Source organism: Burkholderia pseudomultivorans, assembly GCF_001718415.1.
GTDB lineage: Bacteria > Pseudomonadota > Gammaproteobacteria > Burkholderiales > Burkholderiaceae > Burkholderia > Burkholderia pseudomultivorans_A.
Window position 1 is genome coordinate 833,710 of record NZ_CP013377.1, and the last position, 18,296, is coordinate 852,005.

Consider the following 18,296-nt stretch of genomic DNA (forward strand, 5'->3'; position numbering starts at 1 on the left):
CTAAAAAGAGGCAGGTCTTGCGACCTTGTTGATAAAGCGGGTCTGTAACCGCCAAAGCGGCCTTGTTTGTTGGTCAGCCCCGATAGATCGCTCCCGGGGCTGGGTGAATTACGAATCGGCCGGACAGGCCGGGCGCCCGCTTTCCAAGCTGCGCACCGCGCTCGCGATCTGTGCGGCGAACTGCTCGAGCATGCGTTGTTGCACTTGAACCATGTCGGCGTAGTTGCCGGGGGCGGCCTCAATGAGCCGCGTGCTGCACGAAATGCGCGTGCCAGGCGTGTCCTGTTGCACACCGACGGCCCAATCCGCTTCGAACTGGGCCATGCGCCCCGGCCACGCATCGAAGCGACGCACTTGCGTGCGGATGCTCATGACGGTCTGGTTCGACGGACGTGGAAGGCCGGTGACGTTGCGCGCGCCCAGTTGCCCGACGAGTGACGACGACAGCGCCGCGCGCAGCTCGTCGCCGAGCGGCGCGACCCAGCGTTCGTTGTCCAGGATCACCGCGGTGCCTGTCCCGTTGCGAACGACCATCTGCTGCTGGTCGAGCTGGGCCGGGATGCCGACGGGGAACACGTTGATCGCCAGCGGCGTGGTGCCGCGCGCGGTCGTCGCCGTCGCCGACGTGGCCGGCGAGACGAGCGTGTAGTAATGGACCGGGTTCGACGCGCAGGCGGTCAGCGCGATGACGGCGCCGGCGCTCAGGGCGATCGTTCTGGCGCGGATCGGGAAGCTCATGGTTGTCTTGGCTCCTGCTTGACCGGCGGGGTTGAAGTATCGGCCGGCGCGATCGGCGCATGATCGGCCCCGGTTCCCCGGAGCAGCGATTCGGGCCGGCGGCCCAGCATGTCGGTCAGCGTGCGCAGCGATCGCGCGGTACGCTGGACTTCGGTCAATGTGTTCGTCAGGTTTTCCTGAAGCGGGCCGTCCTCGGCGAGGCCCTGGCGCAACGTGCCGAACGTTTGGTTCGCCTGGTCGAGCACGCGTGTCGTCGATGGCAGCAGTTGGCCGTTGACCTGCCTGAGCGTTGCGTCCAGAGTCGTCAGGCTCGAATCGACATGCTTGCCGATCGACTCCAGCGGCATCTTGTTGATCTTGTCGACGATGTCGGCGATCTGTTCGGGCAGTTTGTCAAACGTGCTCGTGACGGTAGGCAGGGTCAGCGGCGTGGCATTGGCGTCGAACGGTACCTTCGGCGCGTTTTTCACGAAATCGAACGAAATGTAGAGTTGCTCCGTCAGCAGGTTGCCGGTGCGCGTCTCCGCCCGGAGCCCGTGCTTGACCAGCCCCGCCAGGAACTGGGCCACGCGCGGATTGCCGTTGCCTTCAGTCTTCTGCAGTTTCTCGACGACGGGGCCGAGCCGATAGGGATAGACCTTGACCATGACGATCGACTGGAAGCGCCGTGCGGCGCTGTCGAAGTCGAGCTGGGTCGAGACGACCTTGCCGATGTCGACGCCGGAGAATTCCACCGGCGCCCCGACCGCAAGCCCGCGCAATGGCCGCTCGAACTTCAGCCGAATGAGCTGCGAAGGCCCGTCCGGAACGGCCATCGCCGACGCTTCGTTGGCGGTTAGCCTGAACACGGTATCGGGGGGCGCGGCCGGTGCGCTGCTGTCGTCCGGCGTCGCGAACGCGATGCCGCCGCCCACGATCGTCGCGACCGACTGGGTCTTCAGCTTCAGGCCATTCGCGTCGAGCGAAAGGTCCATGCCGCTCGCGTTCCAGAAGCGCGTATCGGTCGTCACCAGACGATCGTACGGCGCATCGATGAACACCTGCAGGTTCATGTCGCGAGTTTGCATGTTCAGCTTGTACGACGCGACGTGGCCTACCAGCAGATGGTGGTAATAGACCGGCGAGCCGATATCAAGCGAGCCGAGATCGGTGGCCAGCAATGTGAAGCTTGTCCCCGGCATGCCGTTGATGACTGTAGGTGGCGTTTCTAGCCCGGTGTAGGCTTTCCGCGATTTGTCCGAGCGGCCCGTGTCCATGCCGATGTACGCGCCGGAGAACAGCGTATCGATGCCTGATACGCCGCTCATGCCGACGCGGGGCCGTACGACCCAGAACCGCGTATCGTCGCGAATGAGGTTGCGCGCATTCTTCACGAACGAAACGGTCGCGACCACGTGTGAACTGTCGTCGCTCAGCGAAATTGCGGTCACGGTGCCGATCACGACGTCCTTGTACTTGACGGGCGTCTTGCCAGCTTCGAGGCCTTGTGCAGTGTTGAATGTGATCGTGATTTCCGGTCCGACGGACAACCATGCGTGTATCACCATCGACAGGCCGATCAACGCCGCGACGACCGGCACGAGCCAGACGAGCGAGAGCCGCATCCGGTTGCGTGTCACGGGCGGATCGTGAGGTTCGAGGCCATGCGGGCCGGATGCGGGATTCATGCTTCCTCGGCGTCCCAAATGAGGCGTGGGTCAAAACTCATCGCAGACAGCATCGTGAGAATGACGACCATGCCGAAAAACAAAATGCCGGCGCGTGGCTCGATCTCGGAAAGCGGACCGAACCTCACCAGCGCGCAGATGATCGCGACGACCAGCACGTCGAGCATCGACCAGTAGCCAATCAGTTCGACCGCGCGGTACAGCACGGTCCGCTCGCGCATGGCCGACACGCTGTGCCGACCCGTCGTGACGAGCAACATTCCGATAGCGAGGAACTTCGTGCACGGCACGACGACGCTCGCAATGAAGATGACCGACGCGATGCCGTACGAACCCGCATTCCAGAACATCACGACGCCGCTGAGAATCGTCGATTCGCTTTGGCTGCCGAGCAGCGTGGTGCGCATCACCGGCAAAAGGTTGGCCGGGATGTAGAAAATCAGACTGGCGATCAGGAGCGCCCAGGCGCGCACGAGGCTGTTCGAACGACGAGGGTGCAGCGCGGACTCGCATCGCGGGCAGTGTTTCGTTTCGGACGCGTGCGGAACCGCATCCTGCTCGGCGGGTGAAGATGGGCGGCAGACAAGGCCGCAAGCATGGCACCCGACCATACCCAGCTGACTGGCGCGCACGGGCAGGCTCACGGGTGTCCTCCGGCGGGCTCCACCGGCACAACCCAGTCCCATAACTGGCGCGCATCGTGGCCGGCGATCACCGGAATCAGCACCATCAGCACCGCCGTGGCCCACAAGCCGGCGCCGGGAATGATCTGCATGATGCTGGACAGCTTGATGATGGCGATGAGGATGCCGAGCAATCCGACCTCGATCATGCTCCATGGTCGCAGCGCGACAAGTAACCGCATCAGCGGGCCGAACGCGGGCGCGCGATGCCTCGCGCGGGCAAAGGCCAGTAACCAGATCAGCGTCGCAACCTGTAGAAACGGCACCACCACGATGGCAAGGGCCGTTGGAATCGCGATCGGCGCGGCGAATCCCTGCGCGAGCGCAAGCGCGGATTGCCACAGCGTGGCTTCGCTATGCCGCCCCTGCACGCTGATTCGCATGATCGGGCAAAGGTTGGCGATGGCGAAGACGACGCCTGAAGCAATGGACAGCGCGAGCCACCGGTCGATATCGAGCCAGCTCGATCGAAACAACACGGCTGAACACCGTTCGCAACGCGCGATCTCGTGAGGCGCCAGTGCGCGGCGTCGGTAGACGCTGTCGCAATGCTCGCAGACGATCAGGGTCGGAAACGTGTCCATGTGTTCGTGTTGCTCGTGCACGTGTATTCGATGAGTTGCGTCGCAGTATGCTTCGACTCGATGGACGTTTTTGTGAGGTTTGATGGAGAAATGATTGAATCGATGTAAAAAATTGCAGGCCGCCTGACAGCCATGCTGGTTCAGCTCTGCAGGCCCACACAATCTGTTACGACAATGGCGAACCGGGGTTGTATGGGAGTGCTATCTTTCGCCACCCGTTCGTCGAAACGAATGGGCAGCAACGCAAGAAACATGGACTTGAGATTGAGCACAAGGAAGAGCATTCGCATGTTGAAGAAGATCGCCCCCGCATTCATCATTACCGCGGTCGCGCTGATTTCACTGCCGGCCGCGGCGGACAGCTGGGACAACGCGCTTGGCGGTGCACTCGGCGGTATTGCCGGTGCCACCGTCGGCGATGCACTGGGTGGCCGCACTGGCGCGGTAGTGGGCGGTGCGATCGGCGGCGGTGCCGGTGGCGCGATCGCGGCGGACCGCAACGAGCGCGACGGGGCAATCATTGGCGGTGCACTCGGCGGCGGTGCGGGCACTGCGGCCGGTCATGCGATGGGCGGCCGCAACGGCGGGCTCCTCGGTGCGGCGCTCGGCGGTGGCGGAGGCGCGGCGCTGGGTGGCAACCTCGGACGTAACGCACGGGACCGCGACGATGCGCGAGACCGCGACAGTATGCGCAGGATGCGCCGCAACAAGCATCGCTATGACGAGGCTTACTACGATTATTGAGCGGATTGATGGCGTCCGGCGAGCGCGCATGCGATAAGTCGGGATATGCGTTTTGCTCGCCACACGGTGCAGTTTGACCGACTTCGCGTGAAGGTTGCGCAGTCGGCTGCGTTATTCATAACGTAGTGCTTCGGCCGGATTCATTCTTTCACCGCGCCGGCTCGGGCGGTTCCTTCGAGGCAGAGCACGAGAGCCAACTGGAGCTGTACTGGCGTCGACTCGCGAAGCACAAGCAAGAGCCAGATGAGGCACTGCCGATCGGCATCGTCCGGTGTGTGCGGAAAGGGCGAGAGCAGATCGAATTTCTTGAGCTCGGCGAGTGCGGTATGCCGAATACGGTTGGTATACTTCCGGCTTCCTATCCTTGATGTCGTTCCGACATGCCGTGCTCTGATACTTCGACCCAGCATTTACCAACGGTAAAACGTGCCAGGGGCCGTCCGTCTGGCGATACGCATGTGGGATTTGATTCGCTTCTGCGATGTGCGCGACAGATGTTTGCCAAACAAGGCTATGCCGCCACAAGCGTGCGGAAGATCGCTGGCCTTGCCGGGGTCGATCCGGCGTTGATGTCACATCATTTTGGGTCGAAAGAAGGGCTCTGGACTGCGGTAGTCGAACAACTGGCCGTACAGCTGGGACCCGTGATCGAAACGACGAAGCAATTGCGCAATAGCCGCATGTCCTCGATCGAGCGTGTCCGGCAAGCCATGATACTTTTTATCGACAGCCTGTTCGAAACGCCTGACGTCGGAATGTTTTTTGCGACCGCGACGACAGAACATGGTGCGCGATTGGATCTGCTGGTCGACAGGTTGATCGGCCCTTATCGCGACGCAGTCGTCCCGCTTCTCCAGGACGCCATAGAGGCTCGCAAGGTAAAGCCATGCGATCCTGAGCTTATGCATGCGATGATCGTCAATGCAATAAGCAACACGGTCTCTTATGGTCACGTGCTGGCCAAATTCTCGGATCTTACCGAGCATCCCGAGCAGTTCAAGAGCGGCATGCTGAACATCGCCATGGGGTTGCTGCGTTAACGTGGCGGCTACGCCGGATGCATGCGGTCTCCCGAGGCATCGGTTCACCATGCCGATTGAGATAGACCGACGATACACATGCCATGAGCGTCGAGTTGACGACGGTTCTCGCAGAACGCGGTGGAAAAAAGCAGGGACTACCGAGGAACGTCTTTGCGCGACCACGGACGATATCCACTAAACTCTGCGGACTCTTGCGTTGACGGCCGCGGGGCGGGGCGGATGTCACGTGCGTCCGGCGCGCGGCTCCGCTGAATTCTCGTACCCATGACCACCGATACCCATTCCGCCGATCTGCTCGGCAATCTCCTCAAGAATGTTTCGCGCTCCTTTTACCTGTCGCTGTGCGTGCTGCCTGACGGCATGCGCGAACCGGTCGGGCTCGCATACCTGATCGCGCGCGCGGCCGATACCATCGCGGACACCGCACTCGTCGCCCCGGACCGCCGTGTGGCGCTGCTGACGCAATTGCGCGAGAACGTCGAGCAGCTTGACGACGGTGTCTCACTGTCCCATGCACTCGAGGACGTGACGCGGATGCAGACGGATTCTCACGAACACGTGCTGCTCGGCTCGATACCGCCGATGCTCGCGCTGCTGCGCGCGCAGACGGATGCCGACAGCGCGGCGATCCGCAAGGTCGTCGCAACGCTCACTTCCGGCATGGAATTCGACCTGCGCACGTTTCCGGACGAACAGTCGGGGCAGGTCGCTTCACTGCCGACGTACGACATGCTCGATCGCTACACCTACCTGGTCGCGGGTTGCGTCGGAGAGTTCTGGACGGATATGACGGGCGCGCACACATGTGCTGCACGCAGCTGGGACTTCCAGGACATGTTTGATAAAGGGATCCAGTTCGGCAAGGCGCTGCAGATGACCAACATTTTGCGCGACTGCGCGAAGGATCTCCCTATTGGCCGTTGCTACCTGCCGGACGACGTGCTGGCCGCGCACGGGCTTGGCGTGTCCGATCTGATGCAGCCGGGTGCGTCGACGCGTGCGCGCGGCGTCCTGATCGACCTGTTGCGCGTAGCGCTCGACCAGTATCGCGATGCGTGTCTGTATACACTCGCGATCCCGCGTCGCTTCGTGCGGTTGCGGCTCGCGTGCCTGTGGCCGATTCTTATCGGCCTCGAGACGCTCGAGCTATTGGCCGGCCACGACGCGTGGCTCGACCCGACGGCGCCGGCCAAGGTACCGAGAAAGCGCGTCTACCAGATCATGGTGTTGTCGCTGTTGATCATCGGTTCGAACGTGGCGATTGAGACACGGATAGCACGGCTCATTGCGTCCGTCGATGCGTTGGCTCAGATCAAGGCACCGGCTGCCTGCTAACGGCGGCGTCACCGCATGCGGAGCAAAACGAATTACGAACCTGCTTTGTGCCCCAGTTTGACAAGTTCAACCACGGTCGAGACGAGCCCGACCAGAAGCAGAATGGCAAGGACCAGATAGTCCGGCGTTTCCCGGATCACGACCGCGATCGGGTTATCGATGACTGAAGACGCGGTCAAGACGATCAAACCATAGACGACGAACCACCCGGTCAAGATTCCCAGTGCGATTGCAGCGATCAGTAGCGCGAATATACATGCTACGCAACCACGACCGGCGACACGCATTTATTGGACACCTAGCAGTCGATAGCCCACGCCGCGCATCACGTCCGGCATCCCGGGCGCACCAGCGCATTCGAGTTTCTTGCGTAGCCGACTGATATGGCTATCGACGGTACGCTCCAGTGCATCGCCGTCGGGCAGGCAGGCGCTGACCAGTTCGCTGCGCGTGAACACGCGATTCGGCGAACTTGCCAGATGGGCGAGCAGCCGAAACTCGGTCAACGTCAGCGAGACGCTGGTCCCTCCGGTGTCGGTGCGGATCGTGGTCAGATAGCTTTGTGTGTCGATCTCGAGCTTGCCGACCTTGATGACGCGTCCCGACTTGGCCGTTTCGAAACGGCGCAGGATCGCACGAATGCGCGCGACCACCTCGGCTGGATTGAATGGCTTGGTGATGTAGTCGTCCGCGCCGAAACGCAGCCCTTGCAATCGATCGATCTCGCGGTCCAGCGCCGTGAGGATGACGATAGGCGTGTCGCTGCGGCGTCGCACTTCGAGGAGGACTTCCCAGCCATCCTTCTGCGGCATCCTGACGTCGAGCAGGATCAGGTCGGGCTTCAGCATCGGCAGCACGTCGAGCACGGCCTGCCCGTGACTGACACGATAGGTACGGAAGCGGTCGTGAGCGAGGTAGGCGTCGAGTATTTCCGCGATCTCCGGATCGTCTTCGGCAATGAGTATCAGAGGGTTCATCGGGTTCACTGGAAGTGGGCGTGATCGAGAGGCGGCCGGCGACGCAGCACGTGCGCCACCGGACTTCGCGATGCTTTCAGTCCTCGCGAACGGATCGCCGACCGCCCATGGCTCAGGAGTTCGCCGTGCTGTCGGCGGGAGGGACTTCGGTGTCGATCAGACCGCCACCGAGCGCCTTGTAGAGCGCGACCGCGTTGTCCAGTTCGGCGTTGCGCAGGTCCAACAGCGTCTGACGCGCGGCATACAGCTGTCGCTGCGAGTCGAGCAGCTCCAGCCTATCCTCGATGCCCGCGCGATAACGCAGATTGACGAGGTCGGTACGGCGCTCGGCGCTCTTGACGACCCGCGCCTGCGCGTCGATCTGACGGCTGAAGGTCTCGCGTCCGGCGAGGCCGTCGGCCACTTCCCGGAATGCAGTCTGGATCGCGCGTTCATACTCGACGACCGCGCTGGACTTGCGCACTTCCGCGAGATTCAGCTCGGAACGCAGCCGGCCACCCTGGAAGATCGGCAGCGTGACCTGCGGCGCGAAGCTCCATACGCGCTGGCCGCCGTCGAACAGGCTGCCCAGCCCCGGGCTGAGGAACCCGATCGACGAGGTCAGCGACAGGCGCGGGAAGAACGCCGCGCGCGCCGCGCCGATGTCGGCGTTGGCGGCCACGAGATTCTGCTCGGCCTGCTGGATGTCCGGCCGGCGGTACAGCAATTCCGACGGCAGTCCGGCCGGCAGTTGCGTCATCACCGGCTGGCGTTCCAGCGACAGCGGGTCGGGCAGGTTCTTCGGCAGGTCGGTACCGACCAGCAGCCGCAGCGCATTGTTGGCCTGCTCGACGGCGCGCGAACGCGCCTCGAGATCGGCGCTGGCGCTCGCGACCTGGCCTTCGGCCTGCGCGATGTCGACGCCGCTGGCTTGATCCGCGAGTTTGAGCCGGCGCGCGAGGTCGAGCGACTGGCGCCAGTCGTTCAGCGTGCGCTCGGACAGCGCGCGCTGCTCCTGCGCGAGGCGCTCGGCGAAATACGCGTTGGCCACGGAGCCGACGAGTGCAATCTGCACGGCGCGACGGCCGTGATCGGTCGCGAGGTAGCGCGCGAACGCCGCATCGGACAGCGACTTCACACGGCCGAACAGGTCGATCTCGAAGGCGCTGACGCCTACGTTCACGCCATACTGGTTCTGCGTGTTTTCGAGTAGCGGCGGGTTCGATTGCGAGTCGGCCGCCGTGCGCTGGCGCGTGAAGCTCGCGCCGGCACTGATCGACGGCAGGCGCGCGGAGCGCTGGATGCCATACTGCGCTTCGGCGGCCTGGACGTTCAGCGCAGCCAGGCGCAGGTCGCGGTTGTTCTCGAGCGCGAGCTCGATTAGGCGCTGCAGGCGACGATCGCCAAACATCGTGCGCCAGCCAAGATCGGCTGCGTTCGCGTGCTGGTCAGCCGCGGCAGTAGTCGTATAGGCGGTCGGCACCGGCATCTCGGGCCTGACCAGCTTCGGCGCCATCGAGCACGCCGACAACGCGAGAGCGGCGGAAACCGCAGCGGAAAGAATGAGTAGTCGCATGGCATCAACCTTCTTGTTCGGGGGTCACGTTGGCGCGCTTCTTGCCAGACGCGAGCCATGCCGAGATGCGTTCCTGGATGCTCATCACGAACACAAAGAAAACCGGCACGAAGAAAATGGCCAGCACGGTGGCGGCGACCATGCCGCCGAACACACCGGTACCGATCGCGTGCTGCGTTTCGGCGCTGGCGCCGGTTGCGATCATCAAAGGCACGACACCGAGGCCGAACGCGAGCGAGGTCATCAGGATCGGGCGCAGGCGTAGCTTCGACGACTGTACGGCCGCCTCGATCAGCCCCTTGCCTTCCTCGCGCAACTGCTTCGCGAACTCGACGATCAGGATTGCGTTCTTCGCGGACAAGCCGATCACCGTAATCATCCCGACCTTGAAGAACACGTCGTTCGGCAGCCCGCGGAGCAGGACTGCGGCGAGTGCGCCGATCAGGCCGAGCGGCACCACCAGCATCACCGACAGCGGAATCGCCCAGCTCTCGTAGAGCGCCGCGAGCACCAGAAACACGACGATCATCGACAGCGCCATCAGCATCGGCGCCTGAGAGGCCGACTCGCGCTCCTGCAGGGACTGGCCCGTCCACGCCACCGTGAAGCCCGGCGGCAACTGCGCGGCCAGGCGCTCCATCTCGGCCATCGCCGCGCCGCTGGAGTAGCCGGGCGCCGAACCGCCGGAGATGCGTGCGGACGGATAACCCTGGAAGCGCACCAACTGGAGCGGGGTCTCTGACCAGACCGGACGCACCACCTCGGACAACGGCACCATGCCGCCGGCCGCGTTGCGCACGTAGAGCTTCATCACGTTGTCGATCTGCATGCGTGCCGGGGCATCGGCCTGGATGATCACCTGCTGCATGCGGCCCGCGTTCGGGAAGTCGTTCACATAGGTCGAGCCCATCGCGGCCGACAACGTATCGCTGATGGTCGTGAACGACACGCCTAGCGCTTCGGCCTTGTCGCGGTCGATATCCAGCTTCACGCTTGTGCCGGCCGGCAGGCTGTCCGGATAGACCCCCGTCACGATTTTGCTTTGGGCGGCCAGTTCGAGCAGCTTCATCTCTGCCGCCTTGAGCGCGGCGTAGCCCTGGTTGGCACGATCCTGCAGGCGCATCGTGAATCCCGAGCTGGTGCCCAGCCCGTCAATGGCCGGCGGCAGCAGGCTCATGACCGTACCTTCGGTCACGCCCCCCATTGCAGCCTGCGCGTGCATCGCTTCTTCCATCGTGGACGAACCTTCCCGCTTGCCCCAGTCCTTGAGGACCGCGTAGTTCAGTGCCGCGTTGGAACCGAGACCGGAGAAGCCGTAGCCGATGATGGAGATGCTCGACTGGATCGCCGGACGCGAGGCGAGGTGCTTCTCGAGCGTCTTGACCACGTCGCCCGTGCGCTCGACGGTCGAATCCGCCGGGAGCAGGAAGCCGGTCATGAAGTAACCCTGGTCTTCTTCGGGCAGGAACGACGACGGCAGCATGCGGAAGCCGAATACCAGTGCGACGGAAATCGCGATGAACAGCAGCATGACGCGGCCCGTGCGGCCGACCAGGCGGCCGACGCGCGTCTCGTACCAGCCCGTCAGGCGATCGAAGCGGCGGTTGAACCAGCCGAAGAAGCCGCGTTTCTCATGGTGACCGTGCTCGATCGGCTTGAGCATCGTTGCGCACAGGGCCGGCGTGAGCGTCAGCGCGAGCAGTGCGGAGAACAGGATCGACACGGCCATCGACAATGTGAACTGCTGATAGATCACACCGACCGAGCCGCTCGACATCGCCATCGGCAGGAACACGGCCGTCAGCACCAACGTGATGCCGATGATCGCGCCGGTAATCTCCTTCATGGCCTTGATCGTTGCATCCTTCGGCGACAGCCCTTCTTCGACCATCAGGCGTTCGACGTTCTCGACGACGACGATCGCATCGTCGACGATGATGCCGATCGCGAGCACCATGCCGAACATCGTCAGCACGTTGATCGAGAAACCGGTCATCAGCATCACCGCGAACGTGCCGAGCATCGCGACCGGCGCGACGATCGCCGGGATCAGCGTGTAGCGCACGTTCTGCAGGAACAGGTACATCACGAGGAACACGAGCACCATCGCTTCGAGCAGCGTGTGAATCACCTTCTCGATCGAGATCTTCACGAACGGTGCGGTATCGAACGGGATCGAGTAGGTCATGCCGGCCGGCATGGTTTTGGCGATCATGTCCAGTTGCTCGCGCACGGCTTCCGCCGTCTTCACCGCATTGGCGCCCGGCGCCAGTTGCACGCCGGCGAAAGTGGCCGGCTTGCCGTTCTCGCTGTTCACGAAGGTGAACGCCTGCGGGCCGAGTTCGACCCGTGCGACATCGCCGAGCACGACCTTCGAGCCGTTCGCGTTCGCGCGCAGCACGATCTTGGCGAACTGCTCCGGCGTCGTGAGCTGGCCTTGCGCGGTGAGCGGCACCGTCACGCGCTGGCCCCGCATCGCAGGCGCAGCCCCGAGGCTGCCCGGCGCGATCTGAACGTTTTGCTGGCTGACGGCAGTGGTCAGGTCGTTCATCGACAGACCGTAGGTGATCAGCTTCTGCGGATCGACCCAGATGCGCATGGCCTGTTCCGAACCGAACAGTTGCACCTTGCCGACGCCCTCGACGCGTCGCAAGTCTTCGACGACGTTGCGCGCCATGTAGTCCGCGAGTGCGTTTTCGTCGTAGCGGCCGCTGTCTGACTTGAGGCCGACGAACAGCAGGAAGCCGGTGGCGGCCGATTGCACGATCACGCCGTTCTGCCGCACGACGGGCGGCAGGCGCGGTTCGACTGACTTGAGCTTGTTCTGTACGTCCACCTGGGCCATTGCCGAATCGGTACCGGGCTTGAAGGTCGCGGTGATCTGCGCCTGGCCGGAGGTATCGGCTGACGATTCGAAGTACAGAAGGTTACGTACGCCGGAAAGCTCGCGCTCGATGAGGCTCAGCACGCTGTCGCTCATCGTCTGCGGCGTGGCGCCGGGGTAGGTGGCGGTAATGGTGACGGTCGGCGGTGCGACCGACGGATAGCGCGCAACCGGCAGTTCGGGAATGGCGATCAGGCCCAGCAAGATGATGAAGAGGGCGATCACCCACGCGAAGACCGGGCGGCGGATGAAGAATTGGGACATGACTGGATGCTCCCGTGACTCAGTGCGACGAAGCGGTCTCGACCGCTTCAGGCGCCTTCCATGCAGTCGCCGTTACCGCCGCACCGTCGGTCAGGCGTTCCATGCCCTCGACGACGATCTTCTGGCCTGCCTGTAGCCCCGACTTGATGCGATAGCTGCGATGCGTCAGTTCGCCGACCTCGACGGCTTTCAGATGCGCCGTGCCCTTCGCGTCGAGCACCCATACCTGCGGCTTGCCGCCCGCGCGGACGATGGCCTGCTGCGGCACGATCAACGCGTTGTCGTAATGCCCACGCGGGATGCGGGCACGTACGTACATGCCCGGCAGCAGCTGGCGCTTCGGGTTGTCGACCAGCACGCGCACCAGCACGTCGCCGGTGCCAGGATCGACGTTGACGCCCGAGAACAGCATGCGGCCGCGCGCGTCGTAGCGTGTATCGTCGTCGCGCAAAACGTCGACCGGCACGCCGTTGCTGTCCGACGCTTGCGGCTGCGACGCGAGCGCGCCGCGCAGCGCTTCGAGCGAGGCGGCCGGCTGGCGCACGTCCACGTAGACCTGGTCGATCTGCTGGATGCGCGCCATCGGCTGGCTGTCGGTGCTTGCCACCAGTGCGCCTTCGGTCACGAGGGCCTGATCGATGCGGCCGGCGATCGGTGCCTCGACGGTCGCGAACTTCAGGTCGAGTTGGCGACGTGCGAGTGTCGCGCGAGCTTGCGCGACGTCGGCGGCAGCCTGGTCGCGTTGGGACACCGAGTCGTCATAGACCTGACGGCTGATTGCGTCGGCTTCGACGAGCGGCTTGAGTCGTGTGGTCTGGACCTTGGCCCGTTCGAGCGCGGCTTGCGCGCGTTGCAGAGACGCCGCGGCCGTGTCCATGTCGGCCTTGAACGGTGCCGGATTGATCTGGAACAGCGGCTGGCCGGCGCGCACCTCCGTGCCCTGTTCGAACAACCGTCGTTGGACGATGCCGCTCACCTGCGGCCGGATCTCGGCGATCCGGACGGCTGCGACACGGCCGGGCAGGTCTTCGGTCAGGTCGAGACGCGAGGTCGCCAGGGTCATTGCCGCAACCGGAGTAGCGGGTGCAGCGGCTTGCTGTTCGGATTGCCCGCAACCCGCCAGTATCGCCGCCGTCACCAGCGCGCCGACGGCGCTGTAGCAGCATCGTTTGTGATTTTTCATGTGGACTCCTTGAGACGCAGGACCCATGGCCCGCATTCTGTGTTCGAGGATGGCATAAACGGTTCCGGTGCCGCAGCCCCGTGCAACTACTAAGTTGCTGCAAATTTCCCAATATGGTCAAATGACCATGTCAATTGACCAAGGGCGCGTAATCTATCCCAAAACAGGAGGTCGCGTTTTCAGGGATGGGCCATCACCTGCGGCGCGGTGTTCGACGGAGGCCGGGAAAGGCTGGACAGAAGGAAGTGGTTTTTGCATGTGACGACAGAACGATGCTTCGTCGACAAGGAAGCCGGGCGTGGTCGGGCAAGACCGAGTATTGGGGGCGGATGTCGCTGCATGCACGACAGATCACCCATGCGGATCACGAAGCGGGCGTCTAGCGCCATCGGGACTTCGGACTGTTATCCATTCAATTTTCACCAGACAGAGCACGAAAGGATGAATCAAACGACTGTATCTTCGGCGCTGAGCGCCCGACTGCGTGACGCCTCCTTGCTGGAGACGCGGGTCTGGCTTGCCTCGGGATGGGAAAAAGGCGAGGAGGGTCGTTCGTTTCCGGTCACGAATCCGGCTACGGGTGAAGTCCTGGCGCGCGTGACGAGTCTCGGTGCTGCAGAGGTGGAGAAGGCCATTGCGGCGTCGGCTGCGGCACAAGAAGCATGGCGCACACGAACCAGCCACGAGCGCGCAAGGATACTGCGCGCATGGTATGACCTGATCGTCGAGCATGCGGACGACCTTGCCTTCATCATGACGTCGGAGCAGGGCAAGCCGCTCGCCGAGGCGCGCGGCGAAATCATGTATGCCGCTTCTTTCGTGGAGTGGTTTGCCGAAGAAGCGAAGCGGGTATATGGCGACGTCATTCCCCACCCGCAATCCGACAAGCGCATCTGCGTCATTCGTCAGCCAATCGGCGTCTGTGCCGCGATCACGCCGTGGAATTTTCCCGCCGCGATGATTACTCGCAAGGTGGCGCCGGCGCTGGCTGCCGGCTGTTCCATCATCGTGCGCCCGGCGGACCTCACGCCATTGACGGCGCTTGCGCTTGCCGTGCTCGCCGAGCGAGCGGGTATTCCCGCCGGTGTCCTTCAAGTGGTGTGTGGCCCGTCGCGCGAGATCGGCGCGGTCCTCACGGCCAGCCCCATTGTGCGCAAGCTTTCGTTTACCGGTTCGACCGAAGTGGGGCGGGTGCTCATGAGCCAATCGTCGGCGACGATCAAGCGGCTTTCTCTCGAACTCGGCGGCAATGCACCTTTCATCGTGTTCGACGATGCGGACCTCGACGCAGCGATTGAAGGCGCGATGGCATCGAAGTACCGAAATAGCGGCCAGACTTGTGTGTGCGCCAATCGCTTTCTCGTGCAGGCTGGCATTCACGACCGCTTCGTCGATGCGCTCGCCCGGCGAGTCCAGGCGCTCAAGGTAGGAAGCGGAACGGAGCCGGGCGTGCAGCAGGGGCCGCTGATCCAGCAGTCCGCCTGCGATCACCTGGACGAACTCGTCGACGATGCGGTAAGCAAGGGCGCACGAATCGTCACTGGCGGGAAACGCCATCCGCTCGGTGGGACGTTTTTCGAGCCGACCGTCATCACGGATGCGACGCCGGCCATGCGTTTGGCGCGCGAGGAACTCTTCGGGCCCGTCGGTCCGGTGTTCCGCTTCGAGGATGAGGCGGAGGCGATTGCGATGGCCAACGACACCGAGTATGGCCTGGCAGCCTATCTCTATACACGCGACCACGGCCGCATCTGGCAGGTAGGCGAGGCGCTCGAGTACGGCATGGTTGGCCTGAATACCGGGGTGATTTCCAACGAGGTCGCGCCGTTCGGTGGGGTGAAGCAGTCCGGCCTCGGCCGCGAGGGCTCCCGTTACGGGATCGAGGAATATCTGGAAATCAAGTACATGTGTACCCAGATCTAACTGCAAATGTCGGCATGAAGGAAACGTCAATGGAAATGTCCCCGCGGTCGCTGCTCTTCGAAACCGTTCCGTCGATCCTCCAGGAGTGGGGCAGTGCGCGCCGCCTGGGCGAAGTGATGGCGCGATGGACGGATCGCCGGAATGTGCTGATCGTTACTGACGCAGGGCTGCACAAGGCCGGCGTACTGGAGCCGGCGAAAGCATCGCTGGCAGCCTCGGGATTCCGTGCGGCTGTTTTCGACGAGGTCGTGGCCGATCCGCCGGAGAGCGTGGTATCGCGTTGCGTAGCGTTCGCCCGCAGTGCCGAGGCAGACGTCGTCATCGGCCTGGGTGGCGGCTCGTCGATGGACATTGCGAAACTGGCCGCCATTCTGACCGTGTCGCAGCAGTCGCTCGCGGACATGTACGGCATTGGCAACGTTCAGGGCGAGCGCCTGCCATTGGTGCAGATCCCGACGACTGCCGGCACTGGATCGGAAGTCACGAATATTTCCATCGTTTCGGTAGGCGAAACGAACAAAATGGGAATCGTCTCCCGTCAGCTGTACGCCGACAAAGTGATCTTGGACGCCGAACTGACCGTCGGCCTGCCACGCAGTCATACGGCTGCAACCGGCATCGACGCGATGGTTCACGCCATCGAGGCTTATACCAGCAAGCACAAGAAGAATGCCATTTCCGATGCGCTTGCACGTGAAGCACTGCGTCTGCTGGCAAGCAACCTGATCCCCGCTTGCGAGAATGGGAAAGATCAGCGCGCGCGGGAGGCCATGCTCCTGGGCGCAACCCTGGCGGGCCAAGCGTTCGCCAATGCTCCGGTGGCCGCGGTCCATGCACTGGCTTATCCGTTGGGCGGCCATTTTCACATCCCGCACGGTTTGTCCAACGCATTGATGCTCGCCCCCGTACTGCGTTTCAACGCCGAAGCGGCTGCTCAGCAATATTCGGAACTGGCAGACCTCGTAGGAGCGGGCGGAGAGGGCGACGTCCACGCGCGCACCGCCGCATTCATCGGATTCCTGGATGACCTGATGGAACGATCCGGCGCACCGCGACGCCTGCGCGACGTAGGCGTCACGCGTTCGAGTCTGGCGACACTGGCGGCAGATTCCATGAAGCAGCAGCGCCTGCTGCAGAACAATCCGGTCGTTGTTACGGATGCCGATGCCTTGCGCCTGTATGAACAGGCCTATTGAACCGACGCAGGCCAATCCGTTGTCGCCGTAACGTTAATAGAGAGAGTGCACCGTGAATACTGTAGAAAGGATTGAGCATCACGAGGTCGTCATTCTGGGTGCCGGCTTCGGCGGCCTCGGGATGGCGGCCCGCATGAAAATCGCGGGTATCGACGACTTCGTTGTGCTCGAGAAGCGTCCGGAGCTTGGCGGTGTCTGGCTCGACAATTCGTATCCCGGCGCAGCATGCGATACCGAATCGCACCTGTATTGCTACAGCTTCCATCCGCACTTGCGCGTCAGCGCGATGTATGCGGGAAGAAATGAACTGCTCAATTACCTGAAATCGCTTGCCACGCGGTTCGGCCTGGCAGAACACCTCCGGTTCAATCGCGAGATTCGCAGCGCGGAATGGGATGCGGTTGCACGCCTCTGGCGGTTCGAGCTGAGCGACGGTTCGCGGCTGACCGCCCGCTTCTTTGTGCCGGCGTGGGGACAATTGAACCGGCCGATGATTCCCGCGGTTCGCGGCCTGGAAAGCTTCAAGGGGGATTACTTCCACTCCGCGGAGTGGCGGCACGATGTTGATCTGAGCGCCAAGCGTGTGGCGAGCATCGGCAATGCCGCAAGCGCCGTGCAATACGTGCCGGCCATCGCGCCCAAGGTTGCGCAACTTACGGTGTTCCAGCGCAGCGCAAACTGGATCATGCCGCGCAACCAGATCATCTTTCCGAAGGAGCAGCTCGATCTGTACGAGGAAGAACCTCATCTCTTCGAGGAAAGCCGGAAATCGCTACACGCCTTCCGCGAATCGGGGTTCGAGCGCACGCGGATCGGATCCAATGCGCAAATGGAAGGCAAGAGTCTGGCGTTGGCCCATCTTCATCGGCAGGTGCCCGACCCGGTACTGCGCGAGAAGCTGACGCCGGACTACGAATACGCGTGCAAGCGGATTTTGCGTTCGGACGATTACTATCCGGCGCTCATGCGTGACAACGTCTCGCTGGAAACGGCAGGCGTAGAGGCATTCGTCGAAGACGGCATCGAGACCCGTGACGGCCGTGTTCTGCCGTTCGACGTGGTCGTGTTCGGAACCGGATTCGAAAGCCAGGCATTCCAGGGCAGTCTGCAGGTCCGCGGGACGAATGGCACGCTGGCGCAGGCGTGGGAACACGGCCCGGAAGCCTATCTGGGCATCACGGTGCCGGGCTTTCCCAACATGTTCATGCTGTACGGGCCGAACACGAACCTGAACCACAACTCGATCGTGTCGATGCTCGAGATCCAGCAGAACTACATCATCGATGCGATCGGAGGCATGGCGGCCGCGGGTGTCGACGCAGTGGACGTCGACAGGACGGTGTTCGACGAATACAACAGCAAGCTGCAGGCAGCGATGGCCGGCTCGGCGTTTTCCGCCGGCTGCTCGAGCTGGTACAAGAACGCGCAGGGGAAAGTGATCAACAACTGGCCGGGAACGGTCGATGAATATCGTGCCGTCACGCGATGGGATCAAAGCGTATTCGGTACGCGCTGAGCGG

General features: G+C 63.1%; 15 protein-coding genes. 6 read left to right on the plus strand and 9 right to left on the minus strand.

The window, feature by feature from the left end:
- Positions 1-108 precede the first annotated feature (108 nt).
- Genes WS57_RS03520 through WS57_RS03535 form a run of 4 tightly spaced genes read right to left on the minus strand, consistent with a single transcriptional unit; the run spans position 109 to position 3,672 of the window.
- Positions 109-738: a PqiC family protein gene (locus WS57_RS03520; RefSeq protein ID WP_059518817.1), complete on the minus strand. Its 630-nt coding sequence runs from the start codon at positions 736-738 to the stop codon at positions 109-111.
- Positions 735-2,405: an intermembrane transport protein PqiB gene (locus WS57_RS03525; protein ID WP_059518816.1), complete on the minus strand. Its 1,671-nt coding sequence runs from the start codon at positions 2,403-2,405 to the stop codon at positions 735-737. Before WS57_RS03525 ends, WS57_RS03520 begins: the two co-directional genes overlap by 4 nt.
- A complete protein-coding gene (locus tag WS57_RS03530; RefSeq protein ID WP_059518815.1) occupies positions 2,402-3,049 on the minus strand; it encodes a paraquat-inducible protein A in 648 nt (215 codons plus the stop codon). The genes WS57_RS03525 and WS57_RS03530 overlap by 4 nt, the downstream gene beginning before the upstream one ends.
- Positions 3,046-3,672 carry a paraquat-inducible protein A gene (locus WS57_RS03535; protein ID WP_059518814.1) on the minus strand — a complete coding sequence of 209 codons (627 nt, stop codon included), beginning with the start codon at positions 3,670-3,672 and terminating at the stop codon, positions 3,046-3,048. Before WS57_RS03535 ends, WS57_RS03530 begins: the two co-directional genes overlap by 4 nt.
- Before the next feature lie 288 nt (positions 3,673-3,960).
- On the opposite strand from WS57_RS03535, the gene WS57_RS03540 reads away from it, so the two are divergent.
- From WS57_RS03540 to WS57_RS03550, 3 genes are all read left to right on the plus strand, one after another.
- Positions 3,961-4,416, plus strand: a complete 456-nt coding sequence (locus tag WS57_RS03540; RefSeq protein WP_059518813.1) for a hypothetical protein — start codon at positions 3,961-3,963, stop codon at positions 4,414-4,416.
- A 494-nt stretch (positions 4,417-4,910) separates the two neighbouring features.
- Entirely contained in the window at positions 4,911-5,456 is a 546-nt protein-coding gene (locus WS57_RS03545; protein ID WP_230945490.1) for a TetR/AcrR family transcriptional regulator, read from the plus strand.
- Between the two features lie 267 nt (positions 5,457-5,723).
- The gene (locus tag WS57_RS03550) at positions 5,724-6,794 is read left to right on the plus strand and encodes a phytoene/squalene synthase family protein (protein WP_059518811.1); all 1,071 of its coding nucleotides are present in this window, start codon (positions 5,724-5,726) and stop codon (positions 6,792-6,794) included.
- Positions 6,795-6,826: 32 nt separating this feature from the next.
- Here the strand turns inward: WS57_RS03550 and WS57_RS03555 are convergent, their stop codons facing one another.
- The 5 genes from WS57_RS03555 to WS57_RS03575 all read right to left on the minus strand — a co-directional run bounded on the left by WS57_RS03555 (position 6,827) and on the right by WS57_RS03575 (position 13,657).
- Positions 6,827-7,081, minus strand: coding sequence for a hypothetical protein (locus WS57_RS03555; protein ID WP_059518810.1), 255 nt, complete (start codon positions 7,079-7,081; stop codon positions 6,827-6,829).
- The gene (locus tag WS57_RS03560; protein ID WP_006498920.1) at positions 7,082-7,771 is read right to left on the minus strand and encodes a response regulator; all 690 of its coding nucleotides are present in this window, start codon (positions 7,769-7,771) and stop codon (positions 7,082-7,084) included. It lies immediately after the preceding gene.
- A 112-nt stretch (positions 7,772-7,883) separates the two neighbouring features.
- Positions 7,884-9,326 carry an efflux transporter outer membrane subunit gene (locus WS57_RS03565; RefSeq protein ID WP_059518809.1) on the minus strand — a complete coding sequence of 481 codons (1,443 nt, stop codon included), beginning with the start codon at positions 9,324-9,326 and terminating at the stop codon, positions 7,884-7,886.
- 4 nt (positions 9,327-9,330) lie between these two features.
- Positions 9,331-12,474, minus strand: a complete 3,144-nt coding sequence (locus WS57_RS03570) for an efflux RND transporter permease subunit (RefSeq protein WP_059518808.1) — start codon at positions 12,472-12,474, stop codon at positions 9,331-9,333.
- Between the two features lie 19 nt (positions 12,475-12,493).
- Positions 12,494-13,657, minus strand: a complete 1,164-nt coding sequence (locus WS57_RS03575) for an efflux RND transporter periplasmic adaptor subunit (protein ID WP_058903341.1) — start codon at positions 13,655-13,657, stop codon at positions 12,494-12,496.
- Positions 13,658-14,098: 441 nt separating this feature from the next.
- Between WS57_RS03575 and WS57_RS03580 the strand changes: the two genes are divergently transcribed.
- The 3 genes from WS57_RS03580 to WS57_RS03590 are packed head-to-tail and all read left to right on the plus strand — an operon-like array spanning position 14,099 to position 18,292.
- Positions 14,099-15,580, plus strand: a complete 1,482-nt coding sequence (locus WS57_RS03580; protein ID WP_059518807.1) for an NAD-dependent succinate-semialdehyde dehydrogenase — start codon at positions 14,099-14,101, stop codon at positions 15,578-15,580.
- 29 nt (positions 15,581-15,609) lie between these two features.
- Positions 15,610-16,776, plus strand: coding sequence for an iron-containing alcohol dehydrogenase (locus tag WS57_RS03585; protein WP_059518806.1), 1,167 nt, complete (start codon positions 15,610-15,612; stop codon positions 16,774-16,776).
- Between the two features lie 52 nt (positions 16,777-16,828).
- The gene (locus WS57_RS03590; RefSeq protein ID WP_081056887.1) at positions 16,829-18,292 is read left to right on the plus strand and encodes a flavin-containing monooxygenase; all 1,464 of its coding nucleotides are present in this window, start codon (positions 16,829-16,831) and stop codon (positions 18,290-18,292) included.
- The last annotated feature ends 4 nt before the right edge of the window (positions 18,293-18,296 follow it).